The organism is Microbacterium sp. BF1, assembly GCF_019279095.1.
Classification (GTDB): Bacteria; Actinomycetota; Actinomycetes; order Actinomycetales; family Microbacteriaceae; genus Microbacterium; species Microbacterium maritypicum.
The window spans coordinates 1-5,469 of record NZ_JAGYWT010000145.1 but is presented as its reverse complement, the minus strand read 5'-3'; the positions used below and the strand labels follow the sequence as shown (position 1 = coordinate 5,469).

Annotated in this window: 5 protein-coding genes and 1 pseudogene; all 6 read left to right on the top strand. The window is 67.7% G+C overall.

Features of this window, described 5'->3' with window-relative positions:
- Nucleotides 1-769, top strand: a pseudogene (locus tag KZA10_RS07110) (amidase family protein); the annotation flags it as partial.
- A 63-nt stretch (nt 770-832) separates the two neighbouring features.
- Complete coding sequence (locus KZA10_RS07105; RefSeq protein ID WP_218682513.1) at nt 833-1,684, top strand: tryptophan 2,3-dioxygenase; 852 nt, start codon at nt 833-835, stop codon at nt 1,682-1,684.
- 406 nt (nt 1,685-2,090) lie between these two features.
- Nucleotides 2,091-2,261: a hypothetical protein gene (locus tag KZA10_RS07100; RefSeq protein ID WP_256934521.1), complete on the top strand. Its 171-nt coding sequence runs from the start codon at nt 2,091-2,093 to the stop codon at nt 2,259-2,261.
- Complete coding sequence (locus tag KZA10_RS07095) at nt 2,258-3,418, top strand: acyl-CoA dehydrogenase family protein (protein ID WP_218682512.1); 1,161 nt, start codon at nt 2,258-2,260, stop codon at nt 3,416-3,418. Before KZA10_RS07100 ends, KZA10_RS07095 begins: the two co-directional genes overlap by 4 nt.
- Before the next feature lie 84 nt (nt 3,419-3,502).
- Nucleotides 3,503-3,970, top strand: coding sequence for an Lrp/AsnC family transcriptional regulator (locus KZA10_RS07090; RefSeq protein ID WP_017828874.1), 468 nt, complete (start codon nt 3,503-3,505; stop codon nt 3,968-3,970).
- Nucleotides 3,967-5,406 (top strand): aspartate aminotransferase family protein, encoded by a 1,440-nt coding sequence (locus KZA10_RS07085; protein WP_256934520.1) that lies wholly within the window; start codon nt 3,967-3,969, stop codon nt 5,404-5,406. Before KZA10_RS07090 ends, KZA10_RS07085 begins: the two co-directional genes overlap by 4 nt.
- Nucleotides 5,407-5,469 lie beyond the last annotated feature (63 nt).

Below are 5,469 nucleotides of genomic sequence, written 5' to 3'. Positions count from 1 at the left end.
ACGGGCGAGCATCATCGAGCGCTGGGAGGCCGCCCGCCGCGACCTCACCGCCGCCGGAGCGACCGTGATCGAGGTCGATTTCCCGGTGGTGTCGAACTACGAGGGCGACCGTCCGGGGGCGCACACCATCGCGACCCGCGGCCTGGTGTCGCCGGAGTACCTGCGCCGCGAGATCGTCGATCTCTCGGCCTGGGCATGGGAGGACTTCCTGCAGGCGAACGCCGACCCCGCTCTGCACTCGCTCGTCGACGTCGACGGCGCCACGATCTTCCCCCACCCCCCGGGCGCACTCCCCGACCGCTACACGGGCTTCGACGACGACATCGCCGAGTATCCGGACTGGGTGCGCCGCCACCCCGATGCCTCGTTCACGGACATGCCCGAACTCGAAGACGGCCTGCGCGGCCTGGAGGAGACCCGTCGTCGCGACCTGGAGGTGTGGATGGATGTGCTGCGGCTCGATGCCGTGGTCTTCCCGGCGGTCGCGGATGTGGGTCCGGCCGATATGGACGTGAACCCCGAATCCGCCGACCGCGGCTGGCGCAACGGCGTCTGGATCGCGAACGGCAACCTCGCCGTGCGCCACCTCGGCATCCCGACCGTCACCGTCCCGATGGGGGTGATGAGCGACATCGGCATGCCGATCGGCCTCACCTTCGCAGGTCGGGCGCATGACGACACGCGACTGCTGCGCCTCGCGGCGGCGTTCGAAGCGACAGGCGGCCCTGGCACGCGTCGCACGCCGCCGCCGCGCACCCCCGCGCTCTGAGGGACGACGATGCAGAACATATCACTCCTGTGACGCTCGCCACGAAAGTGATATATTCGGCGCATGCACACCGAGAACGAACGCGCCCTGGAATCCGGCATCGTCACCGACCTCTCCGGCCGGATGACGTACGGCTCCTACCTGGCGCTGGACCAGCTGCTCACCGCGCAGCATCCGGTGAGCGAACCGCAGCACCACGACGAGATGCTGTTCATCATCCAGCACCAGACCACCGAGCTGTGGCTCAAGCAGCTGCTGCATGAACTGTCCTCGGCGCGTGAGCTGCTCGCCGGCGACAACCTCCGCGAGGCCCTGAAGCGCATCGCCAGGGTCAAGCGCATCCAAGACGTGATGACGCAGCAGTGGTCCGTGCTCGCGACCCTCACCCCCACCGAGTACGCGCAGTTCCGCGGGGCACTGGGCAACTCGTCGGGCTTCCAGTCCGTGCAGTACCGGGCGGTGGAGTTCGCCCTCGGCAACAAGAACGAGAAGATGCTGAGCGTCTTCGCCGACCACCCCGCCAACCTCGCTCTGCTCACGGCCGAGTGGGAGAAGCCGACGCTCTACGACGAGTTCCTGCGCTTCGCCGCCCGCCGCGGGCTGCCGATCCCGAGCTCGATCCTCCAGCGCGATGTGCGCGAGCCCTACCGGGAGACCCCGGAGCTGGTGCCCGCGATCCGCGAGATCTACCAGGACCCGAGCCGGTACTGGGACCTCTACGAGGCGTGCGAAGACCTGGTCGACCTCGAGGACAACTTCCAGTTCTGGCGCTTCCGACACCTCAAGACCGTCGCGCGCACGATCGGCATGAAGGTCGGCACCGGCGGCTCCAGCGGCGTCGGCTTCCTGCAGCGCGCGCTGGATCTGACCTTCTTCCCCGAGCTCTACACCGTGCGCACCGAGATCGGCAGCTGATGCACGCCGTGCCGCCACGTGGCGGTTCACGGCGGAGCGGAGGAGGGCGAGGTTCGTCGCCTGACGGTCGGCTGCGAGGTAGATGAAGGTATCGCCCTCGATCATCTTGATCAGGTGCAGCTGGGTGTCGAGCGTCAGCAGCATGTCTTCGAGGGTGGCCTCGAGGCGGAGAGCGTCGATCGTCTTCCGCTTGTTCTTGACCATCTCGCTGTTGTACGCACTGGCGACGTCGAGATCGAAGTCCGGTCGGACCGAGTGCGAAGCGAGCGGCAGGCCCGACTCGACGTCGACGACGGATGCGCCGATGAAGCCGTTGATGTCGCTCGCGATGTCGGCGATGAGTGCGTTCAGTTGATCTTGCGTCAGCCCTCGCGGCGCCGGACGATCTCGCCGATCCATCACGCACGTGATCGGCGCCGACCCCGCCGTCTACAGCATCTTCACGGGTGCTCTCGCCGACGAGGTCCTCGCCGCGAACCCCTTGATCTCCCTGTCGATCGTCGAGGGCGCAGGACACTCCCTGCACCGCGATCGCCCGGAGGAATCCGTCCGTCAGCTTCTGGAGGCACTGGCATGAGCACGTTCGATCCCGCGGAATTCCTCCCCGACGACCTTCTCGAGCGCATCCGCGAGCGCGCACCGATCCATGACCGCGAGAACACCTTCCCCGCGCAGGACCTCGACGAGCTGCGGGCCGCGGGATACCTGTCGATCCTGGTGCCGACCGTGCGCGGGGGCGCCGGACTCGGACTCGCCGAAGCCGCGATCCTGCAGCAGCGTCTCGCGGGTGCCGCACCGGCGACCGCCCTGGCCGTCAACATGCACCTCGTGTGGACGGGCGTCGCCAAGGTCTTCTCCGACCGCGGCGTGCCAGGACTGGAGTTCGTGCAGGATGGCGCGGTGGCGGGCGAGGTCTTCGCGTTCGGCATCAGCGAGGGCGGCAACGACCTGGTGCTGTTCGGCAGCGACACCGCAGCCGTGCCCGATGGCGACGGCGGATACTCCTTCACCGGCACCAAGATCTTCACCTCCCTCGCCCCGGTGTGGACGCGACTGGGCCTGCACGGGCTCGACACCACGAGCCCCGACGCGCCCCAGCTCGTGTTCGCCTTCATCGAGCGGACGGATGCGGTCACCACCTCCGACGACTGGGACACCCTCGGCATGCGCGGCACGCAGAGTCGCACCACGCGGCTGAACGGCGCCGTCGCCGATGCCGCGCACGTCGTGCGCCGTATCGACCCGGGCCCCAGCCCCGACCCCATCGTGTTCGGCATCTTCTCGGTCTTCGAGATCCTGCTCGCGTCCGTCTACACAGGCATCGCCCGCCGAGCACTGAAACTCGCCGTCACGACGGCGCAGAAGCGGCACTCGAAGAAGACGGGTCTCGCCTACAGCCAGGATCCCGACATCCGCTGGCGCATCGCCGACATGGCGATCGCCTACGACGCGCTGCCGCCGCAGATCGCCGCGCTCGCACGCGATGTGGACGACCGTGTCGATCACGGCGCGCGGTGGTTCCCGCAGCTCTCCGGCGTCAAGCACCGCGCGATCACGATGGCCAAGCATGTCGTCGACGAGGCGATGCTCGTCGCCGGCGGCGGGTCGTACTTCTCCGCCAACGAGCTCTCCCGCCTCTACCGCGACGTGCTGGCCGGGGCGTTCCACCCCTCCGACCCCGAATCCGCGCACGCCACCGCGGCGAGCGCGTGGCTGGGCCCTCTCGAAAGCTGAGTTTTTCTGCCGATTCCGCTGGACGAATGGCCATATTTTGCGAAATCGGTTGCCGAGAGCATCGTGGAGTGCGAGGATCGCACCATGAGTCCGGCGAAGAAGCACCCTTCCCTCGATGCGGTCTCGAAGACGATCGTCGAGCTGCTCCAAGAGGACGGCCGTCGTTCCTACTCCGAGATCGGCCGCACCGTAGGGATGAGCGAAGCGGCCGTGCGCCAGAGGGTGCAGCGGCTGACCGAGTCCGGTGTCATGCAGATCGTCGCCGTCACCGACCCGATGCAGCTGGGCTTCCATCGCCAGGCCATGATCGGCGTGCGCGTGTCCGGCGATGCCCGCCGCGTCGCCGAGGCGATCGCCGCGATCGACGCCGTGGACTACGTCGTCATCACGGTCGGCTCCTTCGACGTCCTCGCCGAGGTGGTCTGCGAGGACGATGACGACCTGCTCGCACTGATCAACGACGTCATCCGCCCGATCGAGGGCGTCCTCTCCACCGAAACCTTCATATACGCCAAGCTGCAGAAGCAGCTCTACAACTGGGGGACCAGATGAGCATCGCACGCACCATCCCGTCGGAATCCGAGCTGCAGACGATGGCGAAGGATCATCTCTGGATGCACTTCACCCGGCAGTCCACGATGGCCGAGTCTGGTGTGCCCATCATCGTCAAGGGCGAGGGTCATCGGATCTGGGACGCCAAGGGCAAGGAGTACTTCGACGGCCTCGCCGGACTCTTCGTCGTGAACGCCGGCCACGGTCGGCGACGACTGGCAGAGGCCGCGGCGGCACAGGCGTCCGAGCTGGCGTTCTTCCCGCTGTGGTCGTATGCGCACCCGGCGGCGATCGAACTGGCCGACCGCCTCGCAGACGAGGCACCCGGCGACCTGAACAAGGTCTTCTTCTCCACCGGTGGCGGCGAGGCGGTCGAGACCGCCTTCAAGCTCGCCAAGCACTACTGGAAGCTGCAGGGAAAGCCCGCCAAGCACAAGGTCATCTCGCGCGCGGTGGCGTACCACGGCACCCCGCAGGGCGCTCTGGCGATCACCGGCATCCCGGCGATGAAGTCGATGTTCGAACCGGTCACCCCCGGCGGCTTCCGCGTGCCGAACACCAACTTCTACCGCGCGGCCGAGATGGGCGGGCCCGCCGATGACCTCGAGGCCTTCGGCCGGTGGGCGGCCGACCGCATCGAGGAGATGATCCTCTTCGAAGGGGCCGACACCGTGGCCGCGGTCTTCCTCGAGCCCGTGCAGAACTCCGGCGGATGCTTCCCGCCCCCTCCCGGCTACTTCGCCCGCGTGCGCGAGATCTGCGACCGCCACGACGTGCTGCTCGTCTCGGACGAGGTCATCTGCGCCTTCGGCCGGCTGGGTCACACGTTCGCGTGCACGGGTCTGGGCTACGTGCCCGACATGATCACGTGCGCCAAGGGCATGACGAGCGGCTACTCCCCCATCGGGGCGACGATCGTCAGCGACCGCATCTACGAGCCCTTCTCGAAGGGCGACATGTCCTTCCCGCACGGCTACACCTTTGGCGGACACCCGGTCTCGGCCGCGGTCGCGCTGGAGAACCTCGCGATCTTCGACGAGGAGGGGTTGAACGCGCACGTGCGTGAGAACTCTCCGCTGTTCCGCTCCGAGCTCGAGAAACTGCTCGATCTGCCGCTGGTCGGCGACGTGCGCGGCGACGGGTACTTCTTCGGCATCGAGCTCGTGAAGGACAAGGCGACCAAGGAGACCTTCGACGACGCCGAGTCGGAGCGGCTGCTGCGCGGCTTCCTCTCCCCCGCGCTGTTCGAAGCCGGTCTGTACTGCCGTGCGGATGACCGCGGCGACCCCGTGATCCAGCTCGCACCGCCGCTCACCGTCGGGCCTTCGGAGTTCCGCGAGATCGAGCAGATCCTGCGGGATGTGCTCGATCTTCCCCGCCGATCCCGACGCGAACGTCGCCGACCTTCTGGTGAAGCGTGTCGAAGCCACCCCTGATCGTGCGTTGTTCTCGGTCCCCGAGGGAGACGGCTGGCGCGACATCTCCGCCGCGGACTTCCA